The following is an 813-nucleotide window of genomic DNA, read 5'->3' as shown; positions in this document are numbered from 1 at the left end:
CCCCAGGACCGCTACTTCCGGGCTGACGCGGCGACCTGCATCCAGGACGACGAACGCGACCAGTTCGACGAGGTGATCTGGACCCTCGTCGTCGGCGGCTGTCCCGACGGAGAGAACGAATGGGTCGTCAACCCAGCGCCCTGCGACGACGGCGCCATCGAGCTCGACGACCTCTGGGTCCAACGAGTCCAACCCGACGGCACCTTCCAGGAACCCGAGCACGTCTCCGGCCGCGAGTGCATCACGCCCGCCGACGTCGCAGCAGAGGCCCAGCAGGCCTTCGCCGCGATGCACATCCCCGCACCGACCGCTGACGTCCAGGGCGGCGACGTACTCCTGGTCAACGAGTTCTACCCCGCAAGCACCACCGCCACCGCGCTCGAGATGCAGGTAGACCTCCTCGGCGTCCCGGTCGCCATCCGCGCCGACCCGGTCGAGTACACCTGGGACTTCGACGACCCGTACACCGACGGCGGCGGCACCCTCACCACCACCGACCCCGGACACCCCTGGACACCCGGCGACCCCGAACCCGACGCCTCCTGGATCGCCCACCGATACCTCGCTCTCGGCCACCCCGACCACGACCCGGGCACCGCCCGTGACGACGAGGGCGACTGGTACCGCGACGACGTCACCACCACCCTGACCACCACATGGCACGGCAGCTTCCAGCTCGTCGGCACCTCGATCTGGACACCCATCGACGGGGCGATCACCACCACCACGACCCTCGACCCCGTCACCGTCACCGAAGCCCGCGTCCGCCTCGTCTGCAGCGACCTCCTCGGCAACCGCACCTGCTGAGAGCGC

The 813-nt window shown here is 69.7% G+C and carries 1 protein-coding gene; it reads left to right on the top strand.

Going from position 1 to position 813, the window contains the following annotated elements; genetic code table 11:
• Positions 1 to 807 (top strand): hypothetical protein (locus tag ACWAT2_RS19350; protein ID WP_480049265.1); only part of this gene is annotated, 807 nt, incomplete at its 5' end.
• Between the last annotated feature and the right edge of the window lie 6 nt (positions 808 to 813).

Source organism: Isoptericola sp. GX10416 (genome assembly GCF_056590155.1).
The sequence above is the reverse complement of the archived record's forward strand: the minus strand, read 5'-3'. Positions and strand labels throughout refer to the sequence as shown.